The organism is Gluconobacter wancherniae NBRC 103581 (assembly GCF_007988885.1).
Taxonomy (GTDB): Bacteria; Pseudomonadota; Alphaproteobacteria; order Acetobacterales; family Acetobacteraceae; genus Gluconobacter; species Gluconobacter wancherniae.
In genome coordinates, this window is the sequence record NZ_BJUZ01000001.1 from 209,165 (window position 1) to 223,414 (window position 14,250).

The 14,250-nt window shown below is 55.4% G+C and carries 11 protein-coding genes and 1 tRNA gene; 5 read left to right on the plus strand and 7 right to left on the minus strand.

Annotated features, from left to right (window positions below; translation table 11 throughout):
* Window positions 1-155: 155 nt before the first annotated feature.
* Window positions 156-1,610: a SulP family inorganic anion transporter gene (locus GWA01_RS00950; RefSeq protein ID WP_146793132.1), complete on the minus strand. Its 1,455-nt coding sequence runs from the start codon at window positions 1,608-1,610 to the stop codon at window positions 156-158.
* 181 nt (window positions 1,611-1,791) lie between these two features.
* On the opposite strand from GWA01_RS00950, the gene GWA01_RS00955 reads away from it, so the two are divergent.
* The gene (locus GWA01_RS00955) at window positions 1,792-2,655 is read left to right on the plus strand and encodes an SDR family oxidoreductase (RefSeq protein ID WP_146793134.1); all 864 of its coding nucleotides are present in this window, start codon (window positions 1,792-1,794) and stop codon (window positions 2,653-2,655) included.
* Window positions 2,656-2,749: 94 nt separating this feature from the next.
* Window positions 2,750-2,825: transfer RNA gene (locus GWA01_RS00960), tRNA-His, on the plus strand.
* Between the two features lie 198 nt (window positions 2,826-3,023).
* Here GWA01_RS00960 and GWA01_RS00965 read toward each other — a convergent pair.
* The 4 genes from GWA01_RS00965 to GWA01_RS00980 form a co-directional block, all read right to left on the minus strand.
* The gene (locus GWA01_RS00965; RefSeq protein WP_146793136.1) at window positions 3,024-5,051 is read right to left on the minus strand and encodes a phosphocholine-specific phospholipase C; all 2,028 of its coding nucleotides are present in this window, start codon (window positions 5,049-5,051) and stop codon (window positions 3,024-3,026) included.
* A gap of 13 nt (window positions 5,052-5,064) precedes the next feature.
* Window positions 5,065-7,437, minus strand: a complete 2,373-nt coding sequence (locus tag GWA01_RS00970; RefSeq protein WP_146793138.1) for a TonB-dependent receptor — start codon at window positions 7,435-7,437, stop codon at window positions 5,065-5,067.
* Between the two features lie 248 nt (window positions 7,438-7,685).
* Entirely contained in the window at window positions 7,686-8,591 is a 906-nt protein-coding gene (locus tag GWA01_RS00975; RefSeq protein ID WP_146793140.1) for an SDR family oxidoreductase, read from the minus strand.
* Window positions 8,588-10,006: a hypothetical protein gene (locus tag GWA01_RS00980; RefSeq protein WP_146793142.1), complete on the minus strand. Its 1,419-nt coding sequence runs from the start codon at window positions 10,004-10,006 to the stop codon at window positions 8,588-8,590. The genes GWA01_RS00975 and GWA01_RS00980 overlap by 4 nt, the downstream gene beginning before the upstream one ends.
* 297 nt (window positions 10,007-10,303) lie before the next feature.
* On the opposite strand from GWA01_RS00980, the gene rplM reads away from it, so the two are divergent.
* From rplM to GWA01_RS00995, 3 genes are all read left to right on the plus strand, one after another.
* Window positions 10,304-10,777, plus strand: a complete 474-nt coding sequence (gene rplM, locus GWA01_RS00985) for a 50S ribosomal protein L13 (RefSeq protein WP_146793144.1) — start codon at window positions 10,304-10,306, stop codon at window positions 10,775-10,777.
* Window positions 10,778-10,787: 10 nt separating this feature from the next.
* Window positions 10,788-11,291, plus strand: coding sequence for a 30S ribosomal protein S9 (gene rpsI / locus GWA01_RS00990; protein WP_146793146.1), 504 nt, complete (start codon window positions 10,788-10,790; stop codon window positions 11,289-11,291).
* A gap of 171 nt (window positions 11,292-11,462) precedes the next feature.
* Window positions 11,463-12,542, plus strand: coding sequence for a branched-chain amino acid aminotransferase (locus GWA01_RS00995; RefSeq protein WP_146793148.1), 1,080 nt, complete (start codon window positions 11,463-11,465; stop codon window positions 12,540-12,542).
* Window positions 12,543-12,549: 7 nt separating this feature from the next.
* Here the strand turns inward: GWA01_RS00995 and GWA01_RS01000 are convergent, their stop codons facing one another.
* Together GWA01_RS01000 and GWA01_RS01005 are read right to left on the minus strand one after the other, a co-directional pair.
* On the minus strand, window positions 12,550-13,176 hold the full coding sequence (locus GWA01_RS01000) for a nucleotidyltransferase family protein (protein WP_146793150.1): 627 nt from the start codon (window positions 13,174-13,176) through the stop codon (window positions 12,550-12,552).
* Window positions 13,173-14,162: an XdhC family protein gene (locus GWA01_RS01005; RefSeq protein WP_146793152.1), complete on the minus strand. Its 990-nt coding sequence runs from the start codon at window positions 14,160-14,162 to the stop codon at window positions 13,173-13,175. Before GWA01_RS01005 ends, GWA01_RS01000 begins: the two co-directional genes overlap by 4 nt.
* Window positions 14,163-14,250 lie beyond the last annotated feature (88 nt).

The following is a 14,250-nucleotide window of genomic DNA, read 5'->3' on the forward strand; positions in this document are numbered from 1 at the left end:
CCGTAAAAACTGCCATTTCTGAGACAGCCCTGAAAACGCAGACTGTTTTTCGTGAAGGTTGTTCTGGATAGAAAGCAGAAGGTGCGGCGGCCTGCCAGTTACAAAAAGATCATACGGGCACCTGTATTGTAACAGGGCCCGCATCGTAGCAGTTTTTACATACTCAGAAGATTTTCCTGTGACTGTGCTGAGATGATTTCGTGCTGTTCCGGCTGTAATCCACGCACTTCGACAGTCTTGTCATGATTTCGCAGTTTGCCGATTATTTTTTCAAGAGACTGTACGGATGTGATGTCCCAGAAACGGGCACGGGAAACATCGATAATGATGGTTCGGGCGTCTGTCTGATAGTTGATGGCCTCGCCCAGAGCATCGGCAGATGCGAAAAAGACCTGACCAGCGGCAGTGTAGGTTTCCACATCTCCTGAGCGCGTCTGGCTGACGGTAAGCAGTCTGGCTGCCTGCCACGCGAAGAACACGCCTGACAGTAAAACACCCACAGCGACACCTGCCGCCAGATCATGCGTTGCCACCACGACCGCAACTGTGACCAGCATGGTCAGGCTGGAAAGCTTTGGATGGCGTGCCAGATCCTGGATGCTGCTCCATGAGAAGGTGCTGATCGATACCATGATCATGATGGCAACGAGAGCTGCCATGGGCACCTGGCCAACCCAGCGATGGAGCGCGACCATCAGCAACAGCAGGAATGCGCCAGCCGTGAAGGTGGAAATGCGCCCACGTCCGCCATAGCGCAAGTTGCCCACGGTCTGGCCGATCATGCCACAACCGGCAATGCCTCCGAATGCTCCGACAAGGATATTGGAGATGCCAAGACCTGTGCATTCCATTTTCTGGTTGCCGTGCGTGTCTGTCAGATCATCCACGACAGAGGCCGTCATCATGGATTCCAGCAGGCCGACAGCAGCCATTGCCACGGCATATGGCAACACCACAGAGAGCGTTGAGAGTGTCAGTGGCACATGGGGAATGGTCAGTTGTGGCAGGCCCGTGGGGAGGGCACCGAGGTCAGCCACGGTATGAATGGGCATGGGGACGGCCATGGCAATGCCCGTCAGCAGAATAATGCAGACCAGAGGCGATGGGATTGCTTCTGAAAGTTTGGGAAGCAGATAGATGATCGCAAGCCCGAGCGCGATCAGCGCATAGGTGTGCCATGTCACGCCCAGCATCTGCGGAACCTGAGCGGCAAAAATCATGATTGCGAGCGCGTTGACGAATCCTGTGCGGACTTCTGCCGATACAAATCGCATGACAGCCTGAAGGCGCAGGACGCCAAAGAGAACCTGCAATGCGCCCGCCATGAGCGTGGCGAGAAGCATATACTGCACGCCATGTGCGTGGACCAGCGGTGCTGCTACCAGCGCAACTGATCCTGCCGCACCGGAAATCATACCCGGACGGCCGCCAAAGATGGCGATGGATACAGAAATAACAAAAGACGCGAAAAGCGAAACGGCAGGGGCAACGCCTGCGATATAGGAAAACGCGATGACTTCGGGAATGAGGGCAAACGTACCCACCATACCGGCAAGCACATCCCGCAGCGGGTTCTGTACCCACTGGTGACGATAGAGAGCGGGGGTCATGAAAATCCCTTGGTAACTGGAAGTGAAAAGGGTGCGACGTATTCGGGCCCGGCGCGGCAATGGTGAGGGCAGTGTAGCGGGAAAGAGCGTGAGGATGAACCCGGCATTTCCCTGAAAGACGATTGAACATTTCGTGGGGGGAGGGCGTTGGGAGGGCATCATATCTGTCAGGAGACCGACCATGAGCGCCTATCCGAAGTCGCCATTCAACACGCCCCTGCAGGAACGCATTCCTGGTCAGACGTCGCTAATGACACCCAAACCTGATCATGGTGAGCAGAGCTATGTCGGGCACGATCGTCTTCGCGACAAGGTGGCCATCATTACCGGCGGAGATTCCGGCATTGGGCGTGCAGTTGCCATCGCTTATGCCCGGGAGGGAGCGGACGTGACGCTGTCTTTTCTGCCCGAGGAAATGGAGGATGCGAAGGAGACGGCGTCATGGGTTAGGAAAGCTGGGCGAAAGGCTCTTCTGGTCCCCGGCGATATCAAGAATCGGGATGTCTGTCGGGAAATTGTGGATCGTACGGTCGCGGAATTCGGACGACTGGATATTCTCGTCAACAACGCTGCATTCCAGATTGAGCGCCACAGCCTGGATGAGATTAGCGAAGATGAATGGGATGATACTTTTGCCACCAATTCTGGTGCGGTGTTCAGAATGTCACGACTGGCGATCCCGCATATGCCTCAGGGCGGCTCCCTGATCCATACGATTTCGGTCAATGCTGATCGGCCGAAACCCAAGCTTTTGGCCTATTCCGCAACCAAGAGCGCGATCCAGAATTTCAGCGGTGGTCTCGCAGAACTTCTGGGTGAAAAGGGCATTCGTTCCAACACGGTAGCGCCCGGCCCTATCTGGACGCCCCTTATCCCTGCGACGATGGACAAGGATCATGTGCACGAATTTGGTGCAGACAGCCCGATGAAGCGGCCCGGTCAGCCCGCCGAGCTTGCATGTGCGTATGTTTTGCTCGCAAGTGATGAAGCGAGCTATATATCGGGTGCCAATATTGCGGTGACAGGTGGCGTGCCGGTGATCTGACGTCTGGGCAAAGAAATCTGCATCTTCATGAAAAAAATTGCATGAAGGGCTGGACGAACGCTTTCGTATTCTCTAAATCACGCATCGCTGTGTGGCGGATGTAGCTCAGTCGGTAGAGCGCCGGTTTGTGGTACCGGTTGTCGCGGGTTCGATCCCCGTCATTCGCCCCAGCATTTTTTTTCATATAAAAATTAATAAGTTAGCAGGTCTCCTTTTCTGGAGGCCTTCATGCTGCGTCAGTTACTGATCGCTCCGGGCTTTTTTGCGCCCGGATAGCTGGTGGCATTGTGTGCGTATCAACTGCTGCCTCTATGCGAGGCGGCAGATAGTGCCTTCTGAAAATGTTCAGGAAGACACTGTCCGGTATGTCAGCTGTTATTTTGCCCGATCAGGGGATCGGTTCTGCTGGACTTTCCGTTTTCTACATGGCCCGCAAAATGCATGTGTGCAGCGTTTTTTCCGCTGACGGTTGCGAGCAGATCATACCAGTGATCGCTGTCTGTGACGGACTGTTCATAATGCGCTGTGGCGCCTTTCAGGATTTCAATATCCTGGCGCATCCCAGCGTTATAAGCGCTTGTCAGCATGACGATCATGTCGTGCTCACCAGTGTTTTTCAGGGTAAGACTGATCCCGTTCTCGCTTTCATTCAGGCTACCCTGCAATTTGTCCGGGGCCTTGAAGGAACGAAAGAAGCCGTTTGGTCCATGGAGTGTCGTTACTCCGGCGCTCCCGATTTCAACTGGAACCTCATGGCCTGCGCCTACAGTATAATGGCGCGTGTCTCCGCCATTATGGAGACGGAAAACTGCACCTTCTGAGCCGGTATTGGCGATCAGGAGTATCGGTCCGTTTTGTGTCTGTGTGAGGTCTGCGTGTAGCCTGTACGGGAGCGCACGTGCCTGACGTTGACCCGGCTCCTGCATTGGAAGCTTTTGATGGGTCGGGACAATCGGATGGGGAAAGGCGCAGGAATGGCGCGTTTCCGCCAGATATGCACCTGTGTCCGGCAGTTCGGCGTTCCATGAACTGTCAGGCTGTGAAAAATCGAACACGGAGGTCAGATCACCACACACGGCCCTTCGCCATGGCGTGATGTTGGGTGCATGGACGCCAAAGCGGGCTTCCAGAAACCGAAGAACGGATGTGTGGTCGAAGAGCTGGGAATTGATCCATCCTCCCTTGGTCCAGGGAGAAATGACCAGTGCTGGAACGCGCGGGCCAAGGCCTACCGGCTCTCCCTGAAAGGACTCTCCTGCCGTAGAGACCGTGCTGGACCCCTGTGTGCTGTCGAGCGCAGGTACGGGGGCGGGGATATGATCAAAAAAGCCGTCATTTTCATCATAATTGAGAATGAAGGCTGTTTTGGACCACGTTTCCGGATGGCGGACGAAGATATCCATCAGTTTTGAAATAAGGTGTTCGCCATAGCCTGGAGGAGCGTTTGGATGCTCGGACAATGCTGCGGACGGAACAATCCACGAGACTTGCGGAAGTGTTCCATGCGCGACGTCGTGTTCAAATGCGTCCAGAAGATAACGGCCCTCAGGGTCGTGCTGGTTGTCTTCCGTTGATCCGGGCACAATCTGGCGTGCATTCAGGTATTGCCATGAATGCCGCTCGACGCCCCGGAATGTTGCGAACTGAACAAGGGGGTTGTCTCCGAAATTGTCATACTCCTGATAGACCCGCCAGGAGACACCGGCTTTCTGGAGTTCCTCTGCATAAGTGGTCCAGCGGAGGGGTACGAAATCGGGTTTGTCTTTCGAGATATCGGCTGTCCAGTTTCCATCGTCGAAATTGGTCGTGGCCTGCTTGCCATCCTGATTGACCGCGAGCCCACTGGTTCCTGAAAACAGGAAGAGTCGGTTTGGGTTGGTCGGGCCGAATATCGAGCAGTGATAGGAGTCACAGATCGTGAAGGCTTCAGCCAGTGCGTAATAGTAAGGAATGTCTTCACGGACAAAATGACCCATGGTCATGGATGTCTTGTGAGGGACCCAGCAATCCCATCCATTCCAGGTTTTCTGACTGCCTTTCCAGCTATGATCCAGGCTGGCGATACACGCACTGGATGTGTGGATGGTATTGAGGCGGAAAGGCATGACGGTGTGCCCTTTTCCATCCGGCTGTACGAAAACCGAATTTCCGTCGGGCAGATGAGGCGCGCGGGGGTCACCGTAACCACGGACACCTTGCATGCATCCGAAATAATGATCGAAGGACCGGTTTTCCTGCATGAGGATCACGACATGCTCGACGTCCATGATCGTGCCGGTGACGCGGTGGGCTGGAATGGCGAGAGCCTTCCGGACGTTCTCCGGAAGGCTTCCCGCCACGGCCATAGCCGCACCAAATTTGAGAAACTGACGACGGTTTGGTGTCGGAGCTGGCATGGAAGATTCCTGATCAGTCGAAATGCTTGCGTAGCGTGAAGAACACCATGCGCGGTGCGCCAGCCTGAAGGGTCTGGACGGTGCCGTTTGGATCGGAGTTGACAAAGCCCGTGCTGCCGACAGTGGCGACATAGCGTTTGTCGAACAGGTTGGTGACGTTGATTTGTGCGTCCACGCCGCGCAGGAACCAGTTCTGGCTCTGGAAACGATAACCCACGTTGAGGTTGAAAATGTCGTTGGCCGGAACGGATGCGTCGTTGGTATATGTGTAGTAGCGGCGATCCTGGAACTGCATCAGCACGTTGCCCCAGATGCGCCCGTCATCATAACCAAGCTGCACATTGGCAAGGTTGCGCGGCATGCCTACGACATTTTTATTCTTGATTTGCGCCGAGATCTGTCCGTCAGCGTAGACATTGTTGTCATAGAACGAGTTGTTGAATGCGTAGGACGCAAACAGCGACCAGTTCTTTGCGAAGCGCCAGTTGAATGCCATATCAACGCCGCGGGCGGTCACGCCACCTACGTTGGTCAGGACTGAAGCATTTCCTAAAATGCCTACCCCCTGCGTAACAGAAAGCAGGCGGTTGGCGAATTCGACGTAATAGCCAGTAATCGATGCCTGAATCGTGCGGTTGTGGAAGCGGTATCCAAGCTCTTCGGTGTTGGACATTTCCGGCTTCAGCTTGCCTTGCAGTGCCTGAAATCCTGCGGTCGTCGTAGAGAACGGACCGGATGTCTGCGCGCTGTCAAATGCTGCCATATTGCGGGAATAATCTGCGAAAATTTCGTTGTTGTGATCGAGGCGGTAATTTGCACCGATTTGCGGCAGAAATCCGTTTGAGGCGCTCAGAGAGCCGGATGGATATGTGGTGCCTGTTGGTGTTCCGAGATAATTTCCGCTCATGGCTCGGGCCGTATTGTCCACGATCAGCGATTTGAAGCCGTAATTGACCTTCAGTGCGGGAAGGATCTGCCAGGTGTCTCCCAGATGGACCTGATAGGTCTTTGTATTAAAGGCGCTCTGCCACTGGGTGTAGAATGAGTTGCCCTGATACCAGTATGTGGAAGAAGGAGCGCCATTCACGTTGAGCGGATAGAAACGGCGTGCCTGCTCGAAGTTGTTGTTTTCGAACCAGAATCCGCCTTCGATTGTGTGATTGGCCAGCTTGTAGGTCAGGCCCCCAATGAACCCCGCGCGGTGAATGTCGTATTCTGTTGTGCGTGTTGAAAGCGGTGAACCACCGAGAGCTGTGGGGGTGGGAAGGTAGGGTGTGACCCATGCGCCTTCACCTGTGTTGGTGTGACCATAGCCGGTCACGTACCCTTTCAGGCGGCTTGTGATATCAAAGTCGAGGCGCCCGTAACCCAGGGCGTCCTCACGAAGGCCTGCCGCGTTGAAATAGGATGTATCCTGATTTTGGACGCTGGATGGAAAGGCCGTGCCGTTCTGGTAGGCATAACCAATCTGCTTCGCCAGCGCGTAATTGCCCGTGATATTATCCAGATTATAGCCGTATTTCTTAATCTGGGCGAGCGAGATGTCCTGATAATCGTTTTCTGCGCGCTTGGACCAGTCACCGAAAACGGTGAGCTTCACATGCTCGCCAAATGGCTGAATATATTTTGCGTTGGCCTGATCCTGTTTCTGGACGCCATCGCCCTTCCACTTGTTCGCGTCCTGATGATTATAGGATACGTAGAAGCGGCCGCCCCCTTTGAGTTCGCCGCTGTTGATCCGGGCGAATGTGCGCCATGTTCCTGAAGAACCGACTGTGCCCGCGACATCTGCTCCGAATTTTCGTGTCGGATCAATGGATGTGAATTCCAGTGCGCCACCAAGATCGTTGGATGCGGCGACGCCTACAGATCCGGCGCCCTGACTCAGGGTAGCGGGGCCATTGTTTTCAGTTTGCAACGCACGGCCGATCGAAAGGCCATTGTCATTGCCATATGACAGGTTGCCGAGCGGTATGCCGTCCATTGTGAAGCCAAGGCGGCTCTGGTCGAAGCCACGGATGATGATTTGCTGTGACCATTCATACGAACCCAGCGGGTCGGATGTCGTGAACATGACCCCGGGCAGCTTTGAAAGCGCCTTGAACGGGCTCGTTCCGGGGACATATTGCTGAATGACATTGTGCGAGATCGTCTGTGTTTCACGGGCCGCACCTGAGCCCAGAACAATGATGGATTCAGGCGATTTTGCTTCTGCAATGCCTTGTTTTGCATTCGCCGAGTGCTGCTTGGAAGCTGTTGTCGAGGCAGTTTTGCGGGTATGGACTTTATCAGTTTTTTCAGGGGCAGTCTGTGCCCACGCAAGACCAGATCCGGAGAGGGCAAAAACGCCCGTGAGGCAGGTGGTAAGCGCAAGCTTCAGCTTCATTTCTGTCGACCCTGTCAGAAGGTGGGGTAACTCCCCACGTGGCGGACGGGACCATATGAACGGACTGAATGAGTGTCGTGTGATGGTTTCAAGACATTGAAACAAAAAATTAGTGAACTGCCGTGTTTGATAATTCCATTTAAAATCGTTATTTTATAATGACTTATGACAAAATTAAAACATTACAGAGGAATGTGTCTGGTGAGGTAAAAGCTGGGTAGTCATAAAACTATCATGCCACTCAGCCATCAGGCTTTCGTTTCTGTTCCGTTTTGTGGTGTTGCAAGGAGATGTTGAAGCCCCGCTGTCAGAGATGTCGGATGAACACCGAGTCTGCGTTGCATGGGGGTGGTATCGAAATTTTTGTCTTCAAGCAGGCGGCGTACTTCCTCAGGGGCGATACGGGGAAGCCCGGGAATATGCTTCGTGATGCGTGATGCTGCGATCAGCAGCCATCCGGGAAGCGAGATGATCGGTCGTCCACCAAGGCCTGAGAACATCAGAACCATGCGAACAAATGTCCGGTAAGGAACAGCATCCGCGCCTGCAATGACGATGCTCTCAGGCGCCGCAACGTCTCCCTTGATCAGCAGATGAATGGCAGCGAGCAGGGCACGTGTTACGTCTGCCTGGTGAATGGGCTGCACGAGGGAGCGCCCTCCTCCAGGCAGGGGGACGATCGGCAGGCGCTCCAGCAGTAGGGCGAGCCTCTGAACATTGTCCTCTCCCTGCGCCCCATAGATCATCGTCGGGTGCAGAATGAAAGAAGGCCGCCCATCCTCACGCAGTGCCGCTTCCCCGGCCAGAACGCCCTGTCCGTGGTCATCGGGCCATTTCGTGAATTTGCGTGTGCTTCCGAGGGCTACGACAGGCGCGCGTGTCGCCGCCAGAATTTCCGGGATATGGCGGGCATGTGCGGTATTGACGACGACCGATGCTCCCTCAAGAGCTATTGGTAGCGCTACTGGATCTGTCAGTTCGGCAATGCGTACGGCCTTGCATGAACTGGCGAGGTCTGGGGCAAGCTTGCCCGCGCTACGCACGACCGCAATTACTTGGACCTTTTCCGCAATAAGTGCCCGGCACAGGGCTGCTCCCGAGCGGCCATTGGCTCCAATGACGCAGACTGGAGCGGAAAGCGCAGTTTCGCTCATTGAACGACAGCTTTGAGGTCGTTTGGATTGATCAACTGCAAAATGGACGTCGATCGCGATGCCACTGCTCCAAGAGCGCCCAGAGGCAGCGGAGATGCGGGAGCATATGAGAGGGTAAGCGTGCGACCCTTCGGATCACTCAGGAAGTCTGGAACGGCTCCCAGATTTGGAAAAGGTGCGAGGAGCATCGAGACAACCTGCACGTTTCGTTGTTTGGCACTCGCAAGACCCGCATCATCCAGCTTCGTATTGCTGGTCAGACGCGACAGGCCATTGATAAAGCGGTCTCCCTGCACGGAAATCGCCAGACTAGAAAGCGTGCTCCCGTTCAGGATCTGCTGGGACGTACGTTGGACAATTGTGTCCTTTTCCTGTGCGGGCAGGGTGAGGTGCAAATCCAGTGTCACGTTGGCAAAAGAAGGAATAGCGAGCTGCCAGTTGGAGTTGGCTTCACCAGTCTGCGGATTGTTATGCTGCGTTATACGAACGGATGAATGTGCCCCATCAATAGTCAGGGGCAGCATCTTTCCGGGCACCCTGACGTGAAGACCGCTCATCAGGAACTGCGATGACGCAATACCAGAGAGCTGCTTGCCGCTGCCTGTCATGCGATCAATGCGGAAATTTCCGACAGGTGCTGAAATCTGAAAACCGTCAGCCGAAAAGCTTTCGGCTGGAGGTGTGTTGAGTGGAGTGGGCGTTCCGTTCTGCAGGGCGCCAATGATTTCAGGTAAGGAAGCCTGTTTGAGACGGAATGTCTGAAGGGAAAGCTGTGCGGAAAATGGACGTGGTGGCTGTCCGGGCTTGATGATTGTCCTGCCGACGATGGCTGTGGTGTTCGTCAGGGAGAGGGTTGTTGTTGTCGTGGGGCCGTATCCGTCGATGGAAACCTTATCGGACGTCACATTATAAATTTGCGGTGTGGAAGCTGACTGCGCGCGCGCTATGTTCTGGATTGTCAGATGATCAACGCGCCCATGTGCAAGCGCAACGTGATCCAGATTTATAGTCGTAAGATTGGTACTTCCTGCTTCAGGAGGCGGGGTTACGAGTTTGCGAAACGACAAAGCATCGGCATGCATGATCAGCGACGGCGTCTGCACGGATGGGTCCCGGATATCGAGACTGGAAATGACAAGGCCCCCATCCGGTGTGCTCTGTGGATGTCCGACATGCATTTTGGATGCACGGAAAGTCTGGTTACCGTTTTGCAGGATGACATCTGTCAGTACGGCACCCCGGGCCAGAATGGCGGGGTGGGCCGAAGAATAGGTAAATGTCGCACCCGGAGGGAGGGTGGCCTGAAAGCGGGAGAGTCCCCGTTCGAGCTCAACACGGGCTTCATGATGGACACCAATGCCCCCCATGGCCGCGATCACCCCGATCAGGCTCGTGGTGAGCCAGGGTCTATTCACGTTGTCATTCCTGTTGGCGCCCGCGCCTCCCGGCGGTGGACGAGTGTCTGAATTTCGCGGGCAGGATATCACTGTGGGGCTGTGGAGCAACTTTGAAGACGAATAATGTGCGGTAACATAATACCATATCGTAAAAAATGGCGGGAAACAGGCAGGAATCGCCTATTCTGTTTTGCAAAGAATACTTGACGGGAGGCGCGCATCCCGCAATAAGGCCGCACCTGATCCGCTGTTCGGTTCCGAACGGCGCCATCCACGGTGTGGCTTTACGTCACGCCCCAAGCTGGAATGTCACTAATGAAGACCACGCTTTCGCTGAAACCTGCGGAGGTGACGAAGAACTGGGTGCTGATCGACGCCGAAGGGCTCGTTCTCGGCCGTCTCGCCACCATCGTTGCCAACCGCCTGCGCGGCAAGCACAAGCCGCAGTTCACCCCTCACGTTGATTGCGGCGACAACATCGTCATTATCAATGCAGAGAAGGTTGTTCTGACCGGCAACAAGGTTGGCCAGAAGCTCTTCCACTACCACACCGGTCATCCGGGCGGCATCAAGCAGCGCACCATCACGCAGCGCCTTGGGGGCAAGAACCCGGGCCATGTTGTGGAGAAGGCTGTTGAGCGCATGATCACGCGCGGCCCGCTGCAGCGCGCCCAGATGAAGCACCTGTACGTTTATGCTGGCACAGAGCATCCGCATGACGGTCAGAAGCCCGTCAAGCTGGACGTGGCCGCCATGAACCGCAAGAACACCCTGAACCACGAGTCGTAAGGCCTGTATCATGTCCGAGACCCAAGAGCGCCCCACCGCCGAGCGCACCGGCACGCTGCAGGATCTTGCCGGCGTTGCTCCTGTCACCACCAACTCTGCACCGGTTCACGAAGTGAAGCGCGATGCACAGGGCCGTTCCTACGCAACCGGTCGTCGTAAAGACGCCGTTGCCCGTGTTTGGATCAAGCCTGGCAAGGGTGACATCATCGTCAATGGCCGCGTGGTCACGACGTATTTTGCACGTCCTGTCCTGCGTATGCTCATCACCCAGCCGTTCCTGATCGTGGATCGCTACAACCAGTTCGACGTGTATTGCACCGTCGCTGGTGGTGGTCTTTCCGGCCAGGCTGGTGCAGTCCGTCACGGTATCTCCCGTGCACTGACACATTACGAGCCAGGTCTGCGCGGCATCCTGAAGGCTGCTGGCTTCCTGACACGTGATAGCCGTACGGTTGAGCGTAAGAAGTACGGTCGCGCCAAGGCACGTCGTTCCTTCCAGTTCTCGAAGCGCTGATTTCTCGGCAAGTTTCGATACTGCACAAAAAAACCGGTCACGATGTGGCCGGTTTTTTTTTGTTTTCTGTCAGAGGCTTGTAGCAAGAGATTGTTGGCCTCTCGCCAGTTGGACGGTTTATGTGGCACAGTGCACGCACTGATTTGACGCCATTTCCGGAACCGTTTTTCCATGACGACTTTCACCATCGAGAAAACCGACGCGCCCACCGCTCCTGAGCGTCGCGCAGAACTGCTTGCCAATCCTTCGTTCGGTCGCGTCTTCACCGATCACATGGCAATTATCCGTTATAATGAAGCCGATGGCTGGCATGATGCGAAGGTTACGGCACGTCGTCCTCTGAGCATCGATCCGGCTTCTACCGTCCTGCATTATGGTCAGGAAATTTTCGAAGGTATGAAGGCTTATCGTGGTGAGGATGGCCATATCGCCAGTTTCCGTCCACAGGCCAACGCAGCACGTTTTGCGGCTTCTGCACAGCGCATGGGAATGGCTGTCCTGCCTGAAAACCTGTTTTTGCAGGCGGTCGATGAACTTGTAAAAATTGATCAGGACTGGGTGCCATCGGGCGAGGGGCAGAGCCTTTATCTGCGTCCCTTCATGATCTCTAATGAAGTATTTTTGGGTGTTAAGCCCGCAACTGAATATCTGTTCATCGTGATTGCGTGTCCGGTTGGTGCATATTTCGGTTCAGGTTGCGTCTCGGTCTGGGTGTCGGAGAATTACACGCGTGCTGCAATCGGCGGCACGGGTGAAGCCAAGTGTGGTGGCAACTATGCTGGCAGCCTCGTGGCGCAGGCAGAGTCCAAAGCGCAGGGCTGTGATCAAGTGCTGTTCCTCGATGCGCGTGAGCGTAGGTTTGTTGAGGAAATGGGCGGCATGAACGTGATGTTTGTCCGCAATGACGGTAAAATCGTTACACCGCCACTTGGTGGTACAATTCTGCGCGGCATTACGCGCGACAGCCTGATCAAGCTTGCAGCTGCAGAAGGCGTTGAGGTTGTTGAGGAGCAGATCGAAATTGATGAGCTCTTCGAAGGTGCGGCGTCAGGTAAATATGTTGAAGCCTTTGCATGTGGCACAGCCGCTGTTCTGTCACCAATCGGCTCGCTACGTCGTCCTGCGGGCGAAGCAAAGTTTGGCGATGGTACAACGCCAGGCCCAGTGTCCCTGCGCCTGAAAAAAGTTCTGACTGATTTGCAGGGCGGCCGGACGAATGATGCATTCAACTGGGTGCACCGCATCGTCTGAGGCTTTCTCAGGCATGATTGAAGCTCGTGATCGGCTGAATAGCGTCCATGACGCCCCGGTCGATCGCGAGGTTCAGATTCTCCACTGTATCGATATCGTAAAGAAGATCAGGGTTTTCGATCCTCTCTGGCCGCTCGTGAGCGTTCCATAGCTTCCGGAAGCCAGCGTCTCCATCCAGTTCGCTCAGGCGGGCGGTGGTCCGTCTGCTGAGGCAGACAGGTATTCCGCCCCCTTTGCCAACACCGTATCCAGATATAATGTCGCCATTCTCAGGGCGGCTCTCCACGAGTTGTTGCAGATGGCTGAGCGTCAGAAATGGCTGATCCGTGGCAGTGATCAGGGCAGCCTCGAAGCGTGTGCCCTGCAATTCGAGGATGCCGCTTTGAACAGAGCTCGCAAGCCCTGTCCTCCATTCCGGGTTGAAAGCGCACTCCACGGGTAATTCGTGTAGTGCCGCCATGACGTCTTCTGACGCTCCACCGGTCACGACAATCACTCTGGCGGGGTTGGTTTCCAGCAGCAGTTGAGCCATCTGACGAACCAGTGGAACGCTGTTTTTCAGGAGTAATTGTTTAGGGAATCCGAGCCGTGAGCTTCCCCCGGCGGCAAGAAGAATTGCAGCGTGGCGGCTCATCGCGTCACTTGAGGCAGGGTTGCGTTTCTCGATGCGGTAATCTGCGCCAGAATTGATACTGCGATTTCGACCGGAGACCGCGCACCAATTTCTATGCCAGCAGGCAGATGAAGGCGCTTCAATGTGGCGTCCGGGATGCCAGCCTTGCGCAGGGCATCAACGCGGCTCGCAATTTTACGACGGCTGCCAAGAATGCCTACGCAGAAAGCTGCGGATTTCAGGGCGTATTCTGCAATGCGAAGATCGGTGAAGGCATCATGCGTCAGGGTATAGACAGCGGTCCAGCGGTCTGGAAGGAGCTTTTCGAAAGCCCTGTCGAGATTACGGCGATCATAGCTGGCGGCACTTAGGCCGGGCGGTCCCTGTTCGGGACCAAGCGGACGCAGAAGGATAGTCTCCATGTCCATACTGCGGGCGAGCTTGAGGATGGCGAGCGTCACGGGGTCTCCCCCCGCAAGGATGAGGCGGGTCGGAGGCTCATGCAGTTTGGCGAATTCGCCAGAAGCCGCCGCCGTATGTTCAGCGTCGGAAAATCGCATCTCGCCGGTCTTGAGGTTGGTAAGCACTGTCAGGGCGCGCCGGTCTTTACGGGCTTCGCTCAGGCGACTCACATAGACAGACAGATCCGTGATCGCGCGGACGAAAATTGTGATTCGACCGCCGCATGTAAGCTGGATGTCCAGCACGGGGCTGCCGGCGCCGTAGTCGAGTGTACGGGGCAGGCCATCTGCGAGTGAAGCAAGAGCTTCATGCATGACGGCAGCTTCGACACATCCCCCAGAGACATACCCAGCAACCTCGCCGTTATCGGCAATGACCATCTCGCTTCCCATGGGACGTGGAGACGAACCAGTAATGCCTACGAGGGTTGCAAGTGCTGCGCGTCTTCCCTCGGTAGTCCAGCGGGTCAGTGTGGGCAGCAGATCTTCCACCAAACCGTATTCAGGCCATTCCGGAAGTGGGGAGATCGTATCCTCTGTGGTCATGAACGCCTCCTCACTTATCAGCGGCGATAGACTAACCCCAAATCCATTTATGACATACCCTTTCCATACAGGCTGTTGATCTGCACCA

Coding starts and splice junctions, on each gene's coding strand:
- GWA01_RS00950 (WP_146793132.1), bottom strand. CDS start 1,610: ATGACCCCCGCTCTCTATCGTCACCAGTGGGTACAGAACCCGCTGCGG.
- GWA01_RS00970 (WP_146793138.1), bottom strand. CDS start 7,437: ATGAAGCTGAAGCTTGCGCTTACCACCTGCCTCACGGGCGTTTTTGCC.
- GWA01_RS00995 (WP_146793148.1), top strand. CDS start 11,463: ATGACGACTTTCACCATCGAGAAAACCGACGCGCCCACCGCTCCTGAG.
- GWA01_RS01000 (WP_146793150.1), bottom strand. CDS start 13,176: ATGAGCCGCCACGCTGCAATTCTTCTTGCCGCCGGGGGAAGCTCACGG.
- GWA01_RS00965 (WP_146793136.1), bottom strand. CDS start 5,051: ATGCCAGCTCCGACACCAAACCGTCGTCAGTTTCTCAAATTTGGTGCG.
- GWA01_RS00975 (WP_146793140.1), bottom strand. CDS start 8,591: ATGAGCGAAACTGCGCTTTCCGCTCCAGTCTGCGTCATTGGAGCCAAT.
- GWA01_RS01005 (WP_146793152.1), bottom strand. CDS start 14,162: ATGACCACAGAGGATACGATCTCCCCACTTCCGGAATGGCCTGAATAC.
- rplM (WP_146793144.1), top strand. CDS start 10,304: ATGAAGACCACGCTTTCGCTGAAACCTGCGGAGGTGACGAAGAACTGG.
- rpsI (WP_146793146.1), top strand. CDS start 10,788: ATGTCCGAGACCCAAGAGCGCCCCACCGCCGAGCGCACCGGCACGCTG.
- GWA01_RS00955 (WP_146793134.1), top strand. CDS start 1,792: ATGAGCGCCTATCCGAAGTCGCCATTCAACACGCCCCTGCAGGAACGC.